Consider the following 16,924-nt stretch of genomic DNA (forward strand, 5'->3'; position numbering starts at 1 on the left):
CGAGCGCAATCCCGCCCCCATTGGATCCAATAGGGGCGAGTCTAGGGCGTGTGGCGACCATCTCAGCGCGACTGGCCGACGTAGGCGCGCCAACCGCCAAGATGCGTGATGTCCTCGCCTGCCATGTCTGTCGACACGAATCCCGCCACGACCGTGCCGTCGTGAAGGGTGAGGGGGCCAAGGGCGAGGGGTGCCTTCACGTCCGCCAGGAGGTCGCTCAGCGATGCCGCGGGCACGAGCCACTTCTCGCCCTCGAGGCCGTGAGCGACAGGCTCCAAGGCGGGGGCGACGCCCGGACGTGCCAGCGCGCCGGGTAGGGCGACCATGCGATAGCGCGGGGCGGTGACGACCGGACCGGCCAGGCGGGCGCCGCGTTCCGTCAGCTGGTAGTTGAGCGGCTGGCCTGCCAAGTGCGCGCCGAATACCACGACGGGAACGCCGTCGTCAGGTCGCAGCGACGGGGCCTCCTCTCCCGTGAGGCGAGCAGCGATATCGACCGCCACCTGGTCGCGAAAAGCTGGTGCGACGACCGTGACGCCGAATCCACCCGTGGGAGTGTCGGCCGCGGGTACCGCGACGCCGCACAGGTCGAGCAGGTTCATGAAGTTGGTGAAGGTGCCGAGGTGTGCATTGGCCGCGATCGGCTGGGCCTCGACCTCCTCGAACGTGGGGTGGGCGGGGGCTGTGGGGATCAGCAGGGCGTCGAGAGTCGCAAAAGTCTCGCGAGCGTCACGGCGCGCGCAGTCGAGGCGCTCGACGTCGTCGACGAAGCTCACGGCGGTGTGGACGCCGGCCGCGGCGGCGATCTGGCTCACCACGGGGTCCGCTCCTGAGGGGTGGTCCGCGAGGAACGTGCCGTAGGCGGCGGCACGTTCCGCGACCAAGGCGCCGCCATAGAGGAGGGTCGCGGTCTCAAGCATGCCGCTGATGTCAACGGTGACGAGCGTGGCGCCCTGCGCCTCAAGTCGCGCGGCCGCCGAGGCGAATGCCTCGGCGCGGTCGGAATCGAGCGACACGAGGTCCTCGGGGCGCGGGACACCCACCGTCGGGCGCGGGGGAGCGGCAAGCGGAGCGTCGGGGGTCCACCCTCGCGACAGCGTGTCGCGTTCGCTGGGCCCGATGATGGCCGCGGCCGCGCGGCTCGCCTCGGTGAGGGACCGCGCGAACACGGTGACGCAGTCGTACGAGCGCGAGGCGGGGACGACGCCCGATGCCGGCACCAGCCCGCGCGTGCACTTCAGTCCAACGATGCCGTTGAAGGCTGCGGGCACGCGTCCGCTGCCAGCGGTGTCGGTGCCAAGCGCGAGGTCGACCAGCCCGCGTGCGACCGCGACTGCGGAGCCGGACGATGACCCGCCCGAGATGCGGCCTGGATGGGTCGCGGACTCGGGCGCGCCAAAGGGGGAACGGGTGCCCACCAAGCCGGTGGCGAATTGGTCCATGTTGGTGGAGCCCATCACGATCGCCCCCGCGGCACGGAGGCGGGCGACGGCCTCTGCATCATGCGCGGCGACGTCGCCGAACTCCGGGTGTGCCGCCGTCGTGCGCAGCCCCGCCACATCGATGTTGCCCTTCACTGCGACGGTGAGGCCCGCCAGCGGGAGGTCATCGCCGGCGGCCAGGCGCCGATCAACCTCTGCCGCCTCCGCGAGCACCGTCTCCGCGGCGACGCGCTCAATCCACACGCTGGGAGTGGGGTCGGACTCGATGCGTGCGAGGGCGGCACGCACCCGGTGCACAAGGTTCGTTGCTGCGGACAAGTGCGGCCTCCTTCGGGTTTCGTCGAGTGTATCCGAAGAACATCAAATTGGATGCAATATGCAACGCGACCGTGTGAAGACGTGCCGGTGCCGCCTGAGCGCGCCCGCGCACGACTTCCGGCGCCGCCGCGAGTGGCGCAGCTCGCCGGGAGCGTCGGTGGCCCGGTTGAGAAGGCGGCGCCGCGTGCGCGATCCTGGAGTTCGTTAGCCGACGACGACGACCGCGGCGGAGGCGGTGGGGCTTTCGGCGGGCTCCGTGTCGGTCAGGGACCGGCTGAGCAGGATGATGCCGATCACGACGGCCATGCCGACGATGCCGGCGACGCCGGCCATGATGAGCGACCATCCGGTCGACAGCTGGCGATGCCCATACTTGTCCTTCACGCGGACATCATCTCATCGGCGGGCGCGCCGCCTCAGGGGCAGGGGCCGTCTGCCATCCCGCCCAGGCTCGAGTAGTGCACCGTGGTCGCGTCTGCGGTGGTGGCGATGCAGAAGTCCACGCCGTCCGTCGCGAAGTCCGCGAGCGTGACGCCCTCGGAGGCCGGCAGGGTGACGAAGCCCCAATCGGGCGTGCCGACAAGGTAGTTGGCGCCGTCCCACTCAACGGCGGGCATGGACATGTTCTCGACGGCGTAGGCCGCCACTTCCGAGGAGAGTGCGGCGGCGTCGGCGCGGGCTGCGGCGACCTGCGCTTCGGACCGCTGGCTGAGGAAGATGGGGATGGCGATCGCGGCGAGCAGGCCGATGATCATCAACGCGCCCAACACCACCCCCACGATGATGAGGGCGACGGTCGCACCAGAGCGACCCTTCGCCGGCGTCGCCCCAGGTGCCGCCCCAGGTGCCGCCCCAGGCCCCGGAGCGCCCGTGATCGGCGCCACGTGCGCGGTCCAGGCGGTGCCGTCCCAGTAGCGCATCTGACCCGGCGATTGAGTGTCGCGGTACCAGCCCGCGGGTGTGGTGGTCTCGGTCATGATCTACCCCCTCGCGCCGGACGCTAGCAGTGCGGCCGGCGCGGCGGTAGATCCGGGTCCCAATCGCCCCGAAAAGTCGACTATTTTCCCTGGTAAATCAGGTAAAGCGAAGGTCAAGAAAATTGGTGGTCGAAACGGTCGTGAGCACGCCAAATCGTGCCGCACAATATCTCAGTGACCCACCCCGTTTTCGCAGGAATGAACCCTGCTGACGCCGAGCGCGAGATCGACGCTCTGATCTTTTCCCGCAGCCCCGAGGCCGACCACGCGGCCAAGCTCCGTCGCGTCGCGGCGGCCCTCAGTCGCTTGGGCGATCCTCACCGCGAGCTGCGCATCGTCCACGTCACCGGCACCAACGGCAAGACGTCGACCAGCCGCATGATCGAGTCGCTGCTGCGCGCCCACGGCCTCAGCACCGGCCTGTTCACGTCGCCGCACCTCACCACCTTCCGCGAGCGCATCCAGATCGACGGTCAGCCGCTCGCTCAGGAGGCCCTGGTGCGCCTGTGGGAGCGCGTCGCACCGGTGATTCACGCGGTGGACTCGGACTCGCGCGCGATCGGCGGGCCGCGCATGTCGTTCTTCGAGATCCTCACGGTCCTGGGTTTCACCGCGTACGCGGATGCGGGAGTGGACGTCGCCGTCATCGAGGTCGGCATCGGCGGCTCGCGCGATGCGACCAACATCGGCGATGGAGAGGTCGCCGTCCTCACGCCGATGGCGGAGGACCACTCCAACTACTTCGTGGGTGGCATCACGGGCGTCGCCGCAGAGAAGTCCGGCATCATCAAGCCCGGCGCGACCGTGGTGTCCGCGATGCAGCCCGAGGTTGCGGAGGACATCATCCGCGCGGCGGCAGCGAGCGCGGGCGCCGTGATGCGGTGGGAGGGCGTGCACCATGAGGTGCTGGGCCGCGCGGCCGACCCTGCCGGCCAGGTGGTGCGCATGCGCACCATGGGCGCCGTCTCCGAGACCCTCGTCGCTCTTCACGGCGACTTCCAGGCCCAGAACGCGATGATCGCGCTCGCGTCCACCGAGGCCTTCCTCGAGCTCTTCCACCGCGTCCCCGCGGCTCAGGCGCTTGACGCCGAGGCCGTCGCGCGCGGCTTTGCCGGCGCCACCTCGCCCGGCCGGCTCGAGGTCATCCACGATCAGCCCACCATCGTCGTGGACGCGGCGCACAACCCCCACGGCGTCGAGGCTCTCGCGTCGACCCTTCCGGAGGCATTCGGCTTCTCGACGACGGTCGGCGTGGTCGCAGTGCTCGCCGACAAGGATGGCGAGGGCATCCTCACAGGCCTGTCGCGCGTGGTCGACCATGTGGTCGTCACGCAGACCGACTCGCCGCGCGCGACCCCCGTCGCGAACCTCGCGGCGGCCGCTACCGACGTATGGGGCGCCGAGAACGTGACCGTCGCCCCCACGGTCGCGGAGGCGATGGCGACGGCCACGGCCATGGCCCTCGACGCGGGTCCCGACGCCGGCGTCCTGGTCGCGGGCTCCATCACGCTCGTCGCCGCCGCGCGGCGCGTGGTGCAGCGCGAGCACGAGTCCCAGGTCAAGATCGTCCCGCCGCGACTTGCGGACGCGGGCGAGTCGTCGACGGAGACCATCCCGGCCTGAGGGGCGCCCGCGTCACCGACGCCCGCTGAGGACCGAAGGCCCGCGGCGGCTACGCATGGGAGACTTGACCCCATGCCTGACGCCAACGACCTGGTCCTCGGCGGGCTCACCCCCGATGAGGCCGAGCGCGAGATCTACCAGCACATCCTGTCGCGCAGTCCCGAGCACGACTTTGAGCCCACGCTCGACCGCGTGCGCGAGGCCTGCGAGCTCCTGGGCGACCCCCAGAGTTCCTTCAAGGTGATCCACCTCACGGGCACCAACGGCAAGACCTCGACGGCTCGCATGGCGGAGTCGCTGGTGCGCGAGCACGGCCTGCGCACCGGCCTGTTCACGTCGCCGCACCTCACGAGCGTGCGCGAGCGCATCCAGATCGACGGCGAGCCCATCGCACAGGACGAGTTCATCCGATTGTGGAGCGAGGTCGCCCCGATCATCCACCTGGTCGACGCGCGCTCGGTCGAGGTCGGCGGACCGCGCATGTCGTTCTTCGAGGTGCTCGTGGTGCTCGCCTACGCGGCCTTCGCAGACGCCCCGGTGGACGTCGCCGTGATCGAGGTCGGCATGGGCGGCGTGTGGGACGCGACCAACGTGGCCGATGGCGACGTATCCGTCATCGCCCCGATCTCCATGGACCACGCGCAGTGGCTGGGTGACACGCTCCACGCGATCGCGACGGAGAAGGCCGGCATCATCAAGGACGGCGCCGCCACCGTGATCTCTCACCAGAGCGAGTCCGTGGTGCCCGTCCTCCTCGAGGCGGTCGCGGCCAATAACGCGCGGGCCCGCTGGGAGGGGGACGACCTCGAGGTCGTGGACCGCCAGCCTGGCGTGGGCGGCCAGCTCGTCACGCTGCGCACCAGCGCCGCGACGTACGAGGACATCTTTGTGCCGCTGTACGGCGAGCACCAGGCCCACAACGCGCTGCTCGCGCTCGCGGCCGTCGAGGCCTTGCTCGCCGACGGGGGAGAGCCACAGTCGCTTGCGGCCGATGCCGTGGAGGCCGGGTTTGGTGCCGTCACCTCTCCCGGGCGCCTGGAGGCGGTGCGCACCTCGCCCATGGTCTTGGTCGACGCCGCGCACAACCCCGCGGGCGTGGACGCTCTCGTGGAGGCGCTAGAGGAGTCCTTCACGTTCGAGACCCTCGTGGGCGTCGTGGGTGTGCTTCAGGACAAGGACGCCGAGGGCATCCTCGCGGGCCTCGAGCCCGTGCTTGACCACGTCGTCATCACGTCCTCGCAGTCGTCGCGGGCCATCCCGGCCGACGACCTCGCGGCCATCGCGATCCCGCTCTTCGGCGAGGACCGCGTCACCGTGGCAGGCACGTTGCCCAACGCGATCGACGAGGCGGTCCAGCGCGCCGAGCGTGACCATGACATGGGTGCGGGTGTCATCGCCGTCGGGTCGATTACGGTGGTGGCGGAGACGCGCATTCTCATGCGCGCCGACGAGCGCAAGGGAACGGGGCAGGCGCGATGACCGAGGCTCACGAGCCCGAGCAGGCCGGTGACGCCGTGCAGGCCGAGCAGCCCGCCCCCAAGAAGCCCCGCTCCGCGTCATTGGTGTTCCGCCAGACGGTGCTGCTGTGCGAGGCGTTCACCATGTTCTTCGCCACGCTGTTGGGCTACGGCCTGGTGCGCGGCGAGCTCATCGACGCCACCATGACGCAGATTCTGGTGGGCGGCCTCGCGCTGACCGTGTTGATGGGCTGGGCCTCGGGCGTCCAGAAGAGGTCCTGGGGCATCTGGGTGGGCTGGGCCATGCAGGTGCCGCTGCTGGCGGCCGGCGTGGTCGACACCGCGATCACCATCATGGGTGTCATCTACCTCGTGGTGTGGATCGCGGGCGTCCGCCTGGGAGGGCGCATCGACCGCGAACGCGGCGAGCGCGACGCCGCCGCGGCCGCACGCGAGGCCGCGGCCTCGGAGAACGCGGCGGACGCGTGAGCCGCCTGGCCTGGCGCCTGTTCGCGGACGCCGTCATCGGCGTCACGGGCCTCGTGATGCTGTTCTGGGCCCTCGAGACCATCTTCCTGGTCAGCGCCGCCGCGGCCCGCGACGGTGGTGAGGCCGAGCTCGCCTTCACCACGTACCTGATGCTTTTCGCCGGCCTGGTGCTGGGCGCGGGCGCCATGTACGACGCGCTCAGGCGCTGGTCTATTCACTTGCGCGGCCACCCGCGAGACTCGCAGGCGCCTGCGTGGCTGCTCACCATCGTGATCGTCGTGGGCGCGATCGCGCTGCTCGTGGGCCTCGTGATCCACACCGCGTACATCGCGGACCTCGACGCCGTGCCCAGCCGCCCCAGCCAGGGCTACGTGCTGTTCCAGGTCACGGCGGCGATCTTCATGCTGCTGCCGCTGGTGCCGCTGTCGGTCCGGTGGGCGCCGGGCTACCGCCGAGCGCGGCTGTAACTACACCGCGCACGCGGCGCACCCAGCCTCAGTCGACCGTGACGACCGACGTCACGTCGTAGCCGGCCAGGCGCTCGCGCCCGGGCAGCCCCGCGATCTCCATGAGGAACGCGAAGCTCACGCTCGCGGCTCCCGCACGTTCCAGCATGTCCGCGACGGCGCGCGCCGTGCCGCCGGTGGCGAGCACGTCGTCGATCACCAGCAGGCGCTTGCCTGCCAAACCGTTGGGGCTCACGACCAGTTCGGAGGCGCCGTACTCGATCGTCGCGTCGGCCTCCAGCAGCTCGCCGGGCATCTTGCCCTTCTTGCGCACCATCGACATGCCCACGCCCTTGGTCTGCGCGACCACGGGGGCGAAGATGAAGCCGCGCGCGTCCACGCCCACCACCGCGTCGATCTCACCGGCGGGGGTGAGGGCTTCACAGGCCTCCTTGAACTTCGCCGGGTCGGCGAGGATGGGGGAGATGTCGTAGAAGAGGATGCCCTCGACCGGGAAGTCGGGGAAGGTGTCGAAGTCGGCGAGCGTGATCACGTGCCCCATGGTCCCACGGATGCTGACCGTTCAGCCGTGGCCTGTATCCTCGCGGCCATGACTGTCCCCACCGAACGCACCCTCATTCTTGTGAAGCCCGACGGCGTCGAGCGCGGCCTGTCCGGCGAGATCCTTCGCCGCATCGAGGCCAAGGGCTACACGCTCGTGGCCGTCGAGCTGAAGAGCGCGACCCCCGAACTGCTCGAGCAGCACTACGCCGAGCACGTTGGCAAGCCCTTCTATCAGCCGCTCGTGGACTTCATGCTGTCCGGCCCCGTCCTCGCGATCGTGGCCGAGGGCGACCGTGTCATCGAGGGCTTCCGGTCGCTTGCCGGCGCCACCGACCCCACCACCGCGGCGCCCGGCACCATCCGCGGCGACCTGGGCCGCCACTGGCCCACCAAGGTCATCCAGAACCTCGTCCACGGCTCGGACTCCGAGGAGTCCGCGGCCCGCGAGATCGCGATCTGGTTCCCGGCGCTGTAAAGCCCACCACGGCATCGGCCATCCCTACGGAGGGCCGATGCCACACGGCCCTGGTGGGCCTCACCCACCCTCCGTACGTGGCTCGCTAGGCTGACCCCCGTGCATCTCAAGACGCTGACGCTCCGTGGCTTCAAGTCCTTCGCGTCCGCGACGACCCTCGAGTTCGAGCCGGGCGTCACCTGTGTGGTGGGCCCGAACGGCTCGGGCAAGTCCAACGTGGTCGACGCCCTCGCGTGGGTGATGGGCGAGCAGGGCGCCAAGACGCTGCGCGGCGGCAAGATGGACGACGTCATCTTCGCCGGTACCTCCGGGCGCGCACCGCTGGGCCGCGCTGAGGTGTCCCTCACCATCGATAACTCCGACGGCGCGTTGCCGATCGAGTACACCGAGGTGACGATCAGCCGCACGCTGTTCAGGACCGGCGGCTCCGAGTACCGCATCAACGGCTCCGCGTGCCGCCTGCTCGACATCCAGGACCTGCTGTCGGACTCGGGCCTCGGCCGCGAGATGCACGTCATCGTCGGTCAGGGCCAGCTCGACGCCGTGCTGCGCGCGACCCCAGAGGACCGGCGCCACTTCATCGAAGAGGCCGCGGGCATCCTCAAGCACCGCAAGCGCAAGGACAAGGCGTTGCGCAAGCTCGACGCGATGCAGGGCAACCTCACGCGGGTGCAGGACCTCACGGCGGAGATCCGCCGCCAGCTGGGCCCGCTGGGTAAGCAGGCCGAGGTAGCGCGCCGTGCCCAGTTCATCCAGGTGGACGTGCGCGACGCCAAGTCCCGCCTGCTCGCCGACGACCTCGCGCAGATGCAGGGGCGCCTGGCGCAGGAGAAGGCCGACGAGTCCGCGCTGATCGAGCGCCGCGAGCAGGTCGAGAAGGAACTGGCCGCCGCGCGCGCCCGCCTCGCCTCGCTCGAGCAGGCCGCCGCCGAGGCCACCCCGGCGCTCACGCGCGCCAACGACACGTACTACCGCCTCTCCGCGCTGCGCGAGCGCCTGCGCAACCTCGAGTCGCTCGCCCAGGAGCGACTCAGGATGCTCGGCACCCAGGGCGACACCACGCCGCCCACCGATCTGGTCGATCTGGACGAGCAGCTCGAGCGCGCCCGCGACGCGAAGCGCGAGCTCGACGCCGAGGTCGCCGCCGCAGGCGTCACCCTCGAGGAGGCCGAGGTCGCCCGGCGCGAGGCCGAGGCTGTTGCCGAGGCCTCCGAGCGTCACCTCGCCAACCTGCTGCGCTCCGTCGCCGACCGCCGCGAGGGCGTCGCGAGACTCGCCGGCGATGTCGCAGCGCGCCGCTCGCGCGTCGAGGCCGCCGAGGCCGAGATTGGGCGCCTGCGCGAGTCCAAGGCCGCGGCCGAGAAGCGCGCCCATGAGGCCACCACCGAGTTCCAGCACCTCGAGACCTCCGTCGCATCCGTCGAGGACGGCGAGGAGGACCTGGACGCCGCCCACGAGGCCGCAACGGCCGAGTGGGACGAGGCGAAGTCCGCTCTCGACGCCCTCAAGGAAGCGATGCACACCGCCACGCGCGAGCGCGACACCCACGCGGCCCGTGCCGAGGCGCTCGAACTGTCGCTGACCCGCAAGGACGGGGCGGGGGAGCTGCTCGCGGCCGGCGTGACCTCGGTGCGCGGCACGGTGGCCGCGCTGATCGAGGTGGCGGCCGATGCCGAGGACGCCATCGCGGCGGCGCTCGGCCCGCTCGCGGACGCCTTGGCAGTGGACTCGGTCGAGTTGGCCGTGGACGCCATCCGGTGGCTGCGCGACGAGGACGCGGGACGCGCCCGATTCCTCGTGGCCGATGCCGCGGCGGTGGCCGCCAACCCCGCGGTGTCGCTGCCCGACGGCGCCGCATGGGCGTCCGACCTCATCAGCGGCGCGGGCGGCATCGCGGACACGGTCCGCGCACTCGTGTCTGGCGTCGCCGTCGTCGACGACCTTGCCGCGGCCCGCGCGCTCGTCGCGTCGCTGCCCCAGGTCACCGCGGTGACACGTCGCGGAGACGTGCTGGGGGCGCGCAGCGCCTCTGGCGGCGCGGGCGATGCCCCGAGCGTGCTGCACATGCAGGCCGCACTCGACGAGGCCAAGGCCAAGCGCGACGGTGCCGCTGCGGACGTGGAGCGCACGGGTTTCGCGCTGCGCGAGGCCGAGGAACGCGAGTCGACGGCACGCGCGGCCCAGCGCACCACTCTCGAGCGGCTGAACGAGTCCGACGCCCGCATGGCCGCGGTCGCCGAGCAGCTCGGTCACCTGGGAGCGACGGCCCGTGCCGCGAAGGACGATGCTGCCCGGCTCGAGACCCAGATCGAGGCCGCACACGGCCGCATGGACGAGCAGTCGCGCGAGCTCGAGTCGCTCGCCGAGCGCCTGGCCGCCGCGCAGGCCGAGCCCGAGCAGACCGAATCCGACACCGTCGAGGCGCAGACTCAGCGCGACGAGGACGCCCAGGCCGCGGTGGCCGCCCGCGCGCGCGAGACCGAGGCGCGGCTTCAACTGCGCACCTCGGAGGAGCGTGCACGGGCGCTCGCGGCCCGCGCCGAGTCGCTCGAGCGCGCCGTGATCGCCGAGCGCGACGCCCGCGCCCGCGCCGAGGAGGCCGCCAAGCGTCGCGCCCGCCAGGCCGGCGCGGCACGCGAGGTGATCGCCGGCTGCGCCGACGCCCTCGCCGCGATCGACATCTCCGTTGCGACCGCCGACGACCGGCGCGCAGCCGCCGAGCAGGCCCGCGCCGAGCGCTCCGGTGAGCTGGGCGACGTCCGCCAGCTGGTCGAGGCTCACGCCGACGAGCATCGCCGCCTCACCGACGACGCCCACCGCGACGAGGTCGCACGCGCCCAACTCTCAGTGCGCCTCGAGCAACTCGAGCAGCGCTCCGTCGACGAGCTCGGCATGGACCCCGCGCAGCTCATCGAGGAGTTCGGACCCCACCTGCCGGTGCCGGTGCGCGACGACTCAGCCACGGCATCGGCCGCAGAGACGGACGGGGAGAGCGCCGAAGGCGAGCGAACCGAACCGTACGTCCGCGAGCGTCAGGAAAAGCGCCTGCGCGCCGCCGAGCGCGCCATGAACCAGCTGGGCAAGGTCAACCCGCTGGCCCTCGAGGAGTTCGCCGCACTCGAGGAACGCCACAAGTTCCTGCAGGACCAGCTGAGCGACATCAAGAAGTCGCGCGAAGACCTCATGGAGATTGTGCGCGAGATCGACGAGCGCGTGGAGCAGATCTTCGCGCAGGCCTTCGAGGACACCAAGGCCCAATTTGACCGCGTCTTCCCTCGCCTGTTCCCCGGTGGCGAGGGCAAACTCGTGCTGACCGACCCCACGAACATGCTCACCACGGGCATCGAGGTCGAGGCGCGCCCCGCGGGCAAGAAGGTCAAGCGGCTGTCCCTGCTGTCTGGCGGCGAGCGGTCGCTCACCGCCGTCGCGCTACTCGTGTCCATCTTCAAGGCGCGCCCCAGCCCGTTCTACGTCATGGACGAGGTCGAGGCGGCGCTGGACGACGTCAACCTGGGCCGCCTGCTGGAGATCTTCCGCGAGCTCCAGGAGGACTCGCAGCTGATCGTCATCACCCACCAAAAGCGCACCATGGAGATCGCGGACGCCCTGTACGGCGTCACCATGCGCGGCGACGGCGTCACCACCGTCATCTCGCAGCGCCTCACCGACGGCGACGCGGCGTAGAGACCGGCTGCACCACTCTCAGTCACCTGAGAGCGCGGGAAGTAAACTGACTGCGGCATTGTTGCCGCCGTGCGGGAGCACTGGCTCAGCCGCGACGATCCCCCTGATCTCGTTCGTGGCTCACGTTTGCCCGCACGTCCCGTCCCTTTTGTCCGTCTAGCGCCAAGGAGCAGCTCCATGCCGTCCTCCCTCACCTCCGGTCTCGCCCTCGCCCTCACCCTGTCGGTGATCGTGTTCGTGGTCGCGGCCTTTGCCGAGGGTCGGGCCCAGCACCTGGTGCGGATCATCCTGCGCGTGGACGAGCGCCGCGGCATGGACCACGTCTACGACGAGGTCGAGCGCGAGGACAACGCCTGGGAACTGCTCCACGGCATCGACTCCGAACCCGAGTCCGTCTCCGGTGGTGAGCGTGCCGCCGCGTGGGCCCGCGAGGCCGCCGCCGAGGCTCGCGAGGTCGCCATCACCGCCCGCGACCGCGTCCAGGCGCTGCGCGCCAGCGATGTCGAGGCGGCGACCGCCACCGGCGAGATCGCGCTGCCCCGGCACTAGCCCACTGCCTCGAGCCGTCATCGGCGGGCCGTGAGCCCGTCCCTACCTGACACACTGGTGCCATGGACGTGACCTGGATTCCTGGAGACGCCGACCTCGTCGTCGTCATCGTCGCCGCCGTGGCCGTCATCGGCGGCATCTTCGGCGTCAGCCGCCGCGCCAAGGGCTCGCACCGCGCTCAGTCGCAGGCTCCCGCGCGGCCCACCGACGTGGCGGTGCCGAGCGCTGCGTCGCCGGAGCCGTCGCCTGAGGAGTCGCCGGAAGGCGAGCCCGCCGCCGTCCCGACCCGGACGCTGCCCGCCGAGGCTGCCGTCGTTACCGAGGCCCCCGAGGACCCCGAGACCCGGTTGGGGCGCCTGCGTTCGCGCCTCAGCGGGGGATTGGGTGCGAGCCTGCTCGCGATCTTCTCGAGGGGTTCCCTGGGGGAGGACGACTGGGACGAGCTCGAGGAGACCCTGCTGCTCGCCGACGTGGGCGCCGCGGCCACAGACGACATCCTCGATGCCTTGCGTGCCCGGCTGAAGGCCGACCCCGAGGCGGACCCGCGGGCGACCCTGCGCGCCGTGCTGCTCGAGATCGTCGACCCGACGCTCGACCGCGAGCTCAACCTCTCCGCCCCTGGCAGCGGCGCGCACGAGCCCATCGTGGTGGTGGGTGTCAACGGGGTGGGCAAGACCACGTCGGTGGGCAAGATCGCGCGCGTGCTGGTCGCGGAGGGCCACAGCGTGGTGCTCGGAGCGGCCGACACGTTCCGTGCGGCCGCGGCGGATCAGCTCGAGACCTGGGGAGCACGCGTGGGCGTGCCCGTGGTGCGCTCAGAGATCGACGGCGCCGACCCCGCCTCCGTGGCGTTCGACGCCGCCTCCCGTGCGCGCGACGACGGCGCCGACGTGGTGCTGATCGACACCGCCGGCCGCCTGCAGAACAAGGCCGGCCTCATGGATCAGCTGGGCAAGATCATCCGCGTGTCGTCCAAGGTGGCCGCCCCTGTCGAGGTGCTGCTGGTGCTGGATGCCACCACCGGCCAGAACGGCATGACGCAGGCCAAGGTGTTCGCCGAGGTCGCACCCATCACCGGCATCGTGCTGACCAAGATGGACGGCACCGCCAAGGGTGGCATCGTCGTCGCCGTCCAGCGAGAGCTGGGCGTTCCCGTCAAGCTCATCGGCCTGGGCGAGGGGGCTGACGACCTTGCCCCCTTCGACGCCGAGCAGTTCGTGGACGGGCTCCTGGGGGCCTGACACCCGTCACCGATTCCGGTCATGAGCGCCGGTCCGCCCGTCACGGGTGGGCCGGCGCTCGTGCGTCGAGATCCGTCGCCGCGCGCGTGCGCCCGTCGCCCACAACGGACAAAGCGTGCACGGTGATCCCGTGATCGGCGCCTCGCAACAAGGGTTTTACCTCCGCGCGGCCCTGTTAACCGATGCGAAACATGCCGGTGTTTCAGGGGCAACACTTCTTCGCCAGGCTGTCTACGACTCGCCGAGGGGCGGGACTTAAGGAGAAGCAGAATGGATAGCGGCAACATTGCCTGGCTCCTGACCTCTGCATCGCTCGTGCTGCTGATGACGCCTGGTCTGGCGTTCTTCTACGGTGGCATGTCGCGCGGCAAGTCGGTGCTGAACATGATGATGATGAGCTTCGGCGCCATGGCCGTCGGCGTGCTCGCCTGGATCACCTTCGGATTCTCGATCTCCGCCGGTGACACCATGGGCGACATCATCGGTAACCCGATGTACGACTTCGGCCTCATCGACACCCTTGAGGGTGGCGACGCGATGGCCATCATCTCCGCCGGCTTCGGCGCGACCTTCGCGATCATCACGGTCGCCCTGATCTCGGGATCGGTCGCGGACCGCATGAAGTTCGGCTCCTGGCTGCTCTTCGCCTTCCTGTGGGTCATTCTCGTCTACGCGCCCGTCTCGCACTGGGTGTGGGGTGACGGCTTCGCCGCCCTGCTCGGCCCCGACGGCCCGTGGTTCGGCTCGCTGCCCGGCCCGTACGACTTCGCCGGCGGTACCGTCGTTCACATCAACGCTGGTGTGGCCGGCCTGGTCATGGCCCTGCTGCTCGGTGTCCGCAAGGGCTTCGGCAAGGAGCCCATGCGCCCCCACAACCTGCCCTTCGTCATGCTGGGTGCCGCGCTCCTGTGGTTCGGCTGGTTCGGATTCAACGCCGGTTCGGCCTTCGCCGCTGACGGCTTCGCCGCGACCGCGTGGGTCAACACCACCGTTGCGACCGGCATCGCGATCCTCGGCTGGATCCTCGTCGAGAAGATCCGCGACGGCAAGGCCACCTCGCTTGGTGCCGCCTCCGGTGTCGTCGCCGGTCTGGTTGCCATCACCCCGGCCTGTGCCTCGCTTGACCCCATCGGCGCCGCCATTGTCGGTCTGCTCGCCGGCGTGTTCTCCGCTCTCGCGGTGGGCCTGAAGTACAAGTTCGGCTACGACGACTCGCTCGACGTCGTGGGCGTCCACCTGGTCTCCGGCCTCTGGGGCACGCTGGCCATCGGCCTGCTGGCCAACGGCACCATCAACGGCGACGCCGGCCTGTTCTACGGTGGCGGCATCACGCTGTTCGGTGTTCAGGCTGCGGCCGCTGGCGTCACCATCGTCTACTCCGCGATCGCTACGCTGATCATCGGACTGGTCATCAAGTACACCATCGGTCTGCGCGTGAGCGAGGAGGTCGAGGTCTCCGGAATCGACCTCGCCGAGCACGGTGAGACCGCCTACGAGGAGGCGAAGTAGCAATGAAGCTGGTCACTGCGATCATCCAGCCGCACCGCACGGACGAGGTCCGCGCCGCACTCGAGGCCGCCGGCGTCAAGGGCGTCACGGTCTCGGAGGCAGCCGGTTACGGCCGCCAGAAGGGCCACACCGAGGTCTACCGCGGTGCCGAGTACACCGTGGACCTGGTGCCCAAGACCCGCCTCGAGGTGCTGGTCGACGACGCCGACGCCGCGACCGTGACCGAGGCGATCGTCTCGGCCGCTCAGACCGGCAAGATCGGTGACGGCAAGGTCTGGACGGTTCCGGTCGACGACGTGGCCCGTGTCCGCACGGGTGAGCACGGCGCCGACGCTCTCTAAGGAGCCATTCGAGATACATGGAGCACATCCCCAGCGCTGCTGAGGGCTCCGACGCTGAGGTCCCGCACCCTTCCGGGGTGCGGGACCTCAAGCGTTCGAGGGCCCAGGTCGCGGCGCAGCTCACCGCAGACGGCGTGCCGGGTCCCGAGCGCCGCCGCCGCCTGACCGCGCTCGTCAAGGACGCGCTGGTCGCGCACTGGGCCGAGGCTGCCGGCCCCGCCGAGGGCGTCGCGCTCGGCGCCGTCGGATCGCTCGGACGCGGCGACGCCGGCCCCTGGTCAGACCTCGACCTGGTGCTGCTGCACGACGGCCGCCAGTCGAAGGACGCTCTCGCGGAGCTCGCCCAGCGGCTGTGGTACCCCATCTGGGACGCCGGGCTCGAGCTCGACTATTCGATGCGGTCGCTCACCGAGTGCCGCCAGGTGGCCTCGAAGGACCTCGCCGCCGCCGCCGGACTGCTCGACATCCAGCCCGTCGCGGGCGATGACACCCTGGTGGCGCAGGCCCGCGCCGCGATCTATCACGACTGGCGCGCGGCCTCCCGCAAGCGCCTGCCCGAACTTCTCGCCGCCTCGCGCGCCCGCGCCGAGCGCCATGGCGAGCTCGCGTACCTCATCGAGCCGCACCTCAAGGAGGCCCGCGGGGGCCTGCGCGACTACATGAGTCTCTCGGCTCTCAGCGCGACGTGGCTCACCGACCGCCCTCACGGCTCCGTGGACACCGCCGGCGAGCACCTGCGCGACGTGCGCGACGCCCTCCACCTGGTCTCGGGGCGCCCCGTCAACGTGCTCGGACGCCACGTCACCGACGAGGTCGCCGAGCTGATGGGTTTCACCGACCCCGACGATCTGCTCGCCTCGGTCGCCGATGCCGGACGTTCCGTCGCGTACGCCCTCACCCAGACCGAACGCGGCGCGCGCCGCTCGCTCGAGCGCTCCGGCATCGGCTCGGTGGCGTGGAAGGCCAGGCGGCTGTCCAAAGCCCCGCGTCACGTGAGCGTGGCCGAGGGGCTCATCGACGTCGACGGAGAGCTCGCCCTCGCCCCTGGGGCGGAAGCGAACGTCGACCCGCTCCTGCCGCTCAGGGCCGCCGCGACCGCGGCGACGACCGGGTTGTCGTTCACTCCTGGCCTGCTGGAGGCGATGCAGGCCTCGCCCGACCTGAGCGAGCCGTGGCCCGAGCAGGCTCGCACGCACCTACGCGACCTCTTGCGCTCCAGCCATCACCTGGTGTCGGTGTGGGAGGCGATGGACCTGCACGGCTTCGCGGTGCGCTGGGTGCCCGAGTGGGAGGGCGTGCGCAACCGTCCGCAGCGCAGCGCCATCCACCGCTACACCGTCGACCGCCACATGATCGAGTCGGTGGTGCTGGCAGCGAAGCACCGCAGGGACGTGCCGGACCAGGATCTGCTGTTCGCGACGGCATGGCTGCACGACATCGGCAAGCGGGCGGGCGCGACCGACCATTCGGTAGACGGCGCCGCGCTCATCCCCGCGATCGGCGCCCGCCTGGGGTGGTCGCCGGCCTTCACGGCGGACGTCGAGACTCTCGTGCGCCACCACCTGCTGCTGTCCATCCTGTCGACCACGCGTGATCTCGACGACCCCGAGACCGTCACCGCGCTGCTCGACGCTCTCGGCCATCGCGAGGACCTGCTGCTGACCCTGCGCGCGATCACCGAGGCCGATTCGCATGCGGCCGGGCCCAAGGTGTGGACCACGTGGCGGGCGAGCCTCGCCGACACGCTGACGGCCAAGGCGAGGGCAGCGCTGAACTAAGCCACGGCATCGGCCATCGTTCGCTGGCCGC

Annotated in this window: 15 protein-coding genes; 11 read left to right on the forward strand and 4 right to left on the reverse strand. The window is 70.8% G+C overall.

Annotated elements, in window-relative coordinates:
* Positions 1-62: 62 nt before the first annotated feature.
* The 3 genes from atzF to B7K20_RS02875 all read right to left on the reverse strand — a co-directional run bounded on the left by atzF (position 63) and on the right by B7K20_RS02875 (position 2,737).
* Complete coding sequence (gene atzF / locus B7K20_RS02865; protein WP_084100140.1) at positions 63-1,760, reverse strand: allophanate hydrolase; 1,698 nt, start codon at positions 1,758-1,760, stop codon at positions 63-65.
* Between the two features lie 204 nt (positions 1,761-1,964).
* Positions 1,965-2,144, reverse strand: coding sequence for a hypothetical protein (locus B7K20_RS02870; protein ID WP_084100142.1), 180 nt, complete (start codon positions 2,142-2,144; stop codon positions 1,965-1,967).
* 32 nt (positions 2,145-2,176) lie between these two features.
* Positions 2,177-2,737, reverse strand: coding sequence for a DUF2510 domain-containing protein (locus B7K20_RS02875; RefSeq protein WP_084100144.1), 561 nt, complete (start codon positions 2,735-2,737; stop codon positions 2,177-2,179).
* A gap of 174 nt (positions 2,738-2,911) precedes the next feature.
* On the opposite strand from B7K20_RS02875, the gene B7K20_RS02880 reads away from it, so the two are divergent.
* From B7K20_RS02880 to B7K20_RS02895, 4 genes are all read left to right on the forward strand, one after another.
* Positions 2,912-4,360, forward strand: coding sequence for a folylpolyglutamate synthase/dihydrofolate synthase family protein (locus B7K20_RS02880; protein WP_144018506.1), 1,449 nt, complete (start codon positions 2,912-2,914; stop codon positions 4,358-4,360).
* A gap of 72 nt (positions 4,361-4,432) precedes the next feature.
* Positions 4,433-5,839 carry a folylpolyglutamate synthase/dihydrofolate synthase family protein gene (locus B7K20_RS02885; protein WP_084100148.1) on the forward strand — a complete coding sequence of 469 codons (1,407 nt, stop codon included), beginning with the start codon at positions 4,433-4,435 and terminating at the stop codon, positions 5,837-5,839.
* Positions 5,836-6,306 carry a DUF4233 domain-containing protein gene (locus B7K20_RS02890; protein WP_084100150.1) on the forward strand — a complete coding sequence of 157 codons (471 nt, stop codon included), beginning with the start codon at positions 5,836-5,838 and terminating at the stop codon, positions 6,304-6,306. Before B7K20_RS02885 ends, B7K20_RS02890 begins: the two co-directional genes overlap by 4 nt.
* A complete protein-coding gene (locus B7K20_RS02895; protein WP_084100152.1) occupies positions 6,303-6,773 on the forward strand; it encodes a hypothetical protein in 471 nt (156 codons plus the stop codon). Before B7K20_RS02890 ends, B7K20_RS02895 begins: the two co-directional genes overlap by 4 nt.
* Before the next feature lie 28 nt (positions 6,774-6,801).
* Here the strand turns inward: B7K20_RS02895 and B7K20_RS02900 are convergent, their stop codons facing one another.
* Positions 6,802-7,305: an adenine phosphoribosyltransferase gene (locus B7K20_RS02900; RefSeq protein ID WP_159449305.1), complete on the reverse strand. Its 504-nt coding sequence runs from the start codon at positions 7,303-7,305 to the stop codon at positions 6,802-6,804.
* A 57-nt stretch (positions 7,306-7,362) separates the two neighbouring features.
* Here B7K20_RS02900 and ndk point away from each other — a divergent pair, with 57 nt between their 5' ends.
* The 7 genes from ndk (at position 7,363) to B7K20_RS02935 (ending at position 16,893) form a co-directional block, all read left to right on the forward strand.
* Positions 7,363-7,791 carry a nucleoside-diphosphate kinase gene (gene ndk, locus B7K20_RS02905; RefSeq protein ID WP_084100156.1) on the forward strand — a complete coding sequence of 143 codons (429 nt, stop codon included), beginning with the start codon at positions 7,363-7,365 and terminating at the stop codon, positions 7,789-7,791.
* A 99-nt stretch (positions 7,792-7,890) separates the two neighbouring features.
* Positions 7,891-11,475 carry a chromosome segregation protein SMC gene (smc, locus tag B7K20_RS02910; protein WP_084100158.1) on the forward strand — a complete coding sequence of 1,195 codons (3,585 nt, stop codon included), beginning with the start codon at positions 7,891-7,893 and terminating at the stop codon, positions 11,473-11,475.
* Positions 11,476-11,652: 177 nt separating this feature from the next.
* On the forward strand, positions 11,653-12,024 hold the full coding sequence (locus B7K20_RS02915; protein ID WP_084100160.1) for a hypothetical protein: 372 nt from the start codon (positions 11,653-11,655) through the stop codon (positions 12,022-12,024).
* A gap of 62 nt (positions 12,025-12,086) precedes the next feature.
* A complete protein-coding gene (ftsY, locus tag B7K20_RS02920) occupies positions 12,087-13,265 on the forward strand; it encodes a signal recognition particle-docking protein FtsY (RefSeq protein ID WP_084100162.1) in 1,179 nt (392 codons plus the stop codon).
* 270 nt (positions 13,266-13,535) lie between these two features.
* A complete protein-coding gene (locus B7K20_RS02925) occupies positions 13,536-14,774 on the forward strand; it encodes an ammonium transporter (protein WP_084100164.1) in 1,239 nt (412 codons plus the stop codon).
* A 2-nt stretch (positions 14,775-14,776) separates the two neighbouring features.
* Positions 14,777-15,115, forward strand: a complete 339-nt coding sequence (locus B7K20_RS02930; protein WP_084076838.1) for a P-II family nitrogen regulator — start codon at positions 14,777-14,779, stop codon at positions 15,113-15,115.
* 17 nt (positions 15,116-15,132) lie between these two features.
* Positions 15,133-16,893 carry an HD domain-containing protein gene (locus B7K20_RS02935; RefSeq protein WP_084100166.1) on the forward strand — a complete coding sequence of 587 codons (1,761 nt, stop codon included), beginning with the start codon at positions 15,133-15,135 and terminating at the stop codon, positions 16,891-16,893.
* Positions 16,894-16,924: the final 31 nt, after the last annotated feature.

Origin of the sequence: Demequina sp. NBRC 110051 (assembly GCF_002090055.1) — a bacterium.
Lineage (GTDB): Bacteria > Actinomycetota > Actinomycetes > Actinomycetales > Demequinaceae > Demequina.

What these genes read in the sequence shown, in the direction of transcription:
- B7K20_RS02930 (WP_084076838.1), top strand. Translation starts at nt 14,777, where the DNA reads ATGAAGCTGGTCACTGCGATCATCCAGCCGCACCGCACGGACGAGGTC.
- B7K20_RS02885 (WP_084100148.1), top strand. Translation starts at nt 4,433, where the DNA reads ATGCCTGACGCCAACGACCTGGTCCTCGGCGGGCTCACCCCCGATGAG.
- B7K20_RS02875 (WP_084100144.1), bottom strand. Translation starts at nt 2,737, where the DNA reads ATGACCGAGACCACCACACCCGCGGGCTGGTACCGCGACACTCAATCG.
- B7K20_RS02925 (WP_084100164.1), top strand. Translation starts at nt 13,536, where the DNA reads ATGGATAGCGGCAACATTGCCTGGCTCCTGACCTCTGCATCGCTCGTG.
- B7K20_RS02935 (WP_084100166.1), top strand. Translation starts at nt 15,133, where the DNA reads ATGGAGCACATCCCCAGCGCTGCTGAGGGCTCCGACGCTGAGGTCCCG.
- B7K20_RS02890 (WP_084100150.1), top strand. Translation starts at nt 5,836, where the DNA reads ATGACCGAGGCTCACGAGCCCGAGCAGGCCGGTGACGCCGTGCAGGCC.
- B7K20_RS02915 (WP_084100160.1), top strand. Translation starts at nt 11,653, where the DNA reads ATGCCGTCCTCCCTCACCTCCGGTCTCGCCCTCGCCCTCACCCTGTCG.
- ftsY (WP_084100162.1), top strand. Translation starts at nt 12,087, where the DNA reads ATGGACGTGACCTGGATTCCTGGAGACGCCGACCTCGTCGTCGTCATC.
- ndk (WP_084100156.1), top strand. Translation starts at nt 7,363, where the DNA reads ATGACTGTCCCCACCGAACGCACCCTCATTCTTGTGAAGCCCGACGGC.